General features: G+C 56.6%; 1 pseudogene. It reads right to left on the reverse strand.

Features of this window, described 5'->3' with window-relative positions:
* A pseudogene (locus RTW80_RS29490) lies at window positions 1-267 on the reverse strand (TolC family protein); the annotation flags it as partial.

Below are 267 nucleotides of genomic sequence, written 5' to 3' on the forward strand. Positions count from 1 at the left end.
CCCCACAGATCCAGCTCATAGCTGGTATTAATACTGGCAACGCTGCCCCTGGTCCAGTGGGCTGAGCTGTTCAGCTGTTTTTTACCGTCAAGCGCGAGCGAACCTTTTAGTCCCGGATCGTTTGTGATGCCAATCCGCTCTTCTTCCAGGCGGGCGCCATAAACACGCAATACTGCTCCAGCGACATCGTTATTGCGCACCATCACCTGCCGCAGCCAGCCGTCGAGGTCTGGATCGTTAAAGGCCTGCCAGTCGAACGGCATCCTC

The sequence above is a fragment of the Escherichia sp. AM3 genome (genome assembly GCF_032029835.1).
In the GTDB taxonomy this organism is placed as follows: Bacteria; Pseudomonadota; Gammaproteobacteria; order Enterobacterales; family Enterobacteriaceae; genus Escherichia; species Escherichia coli.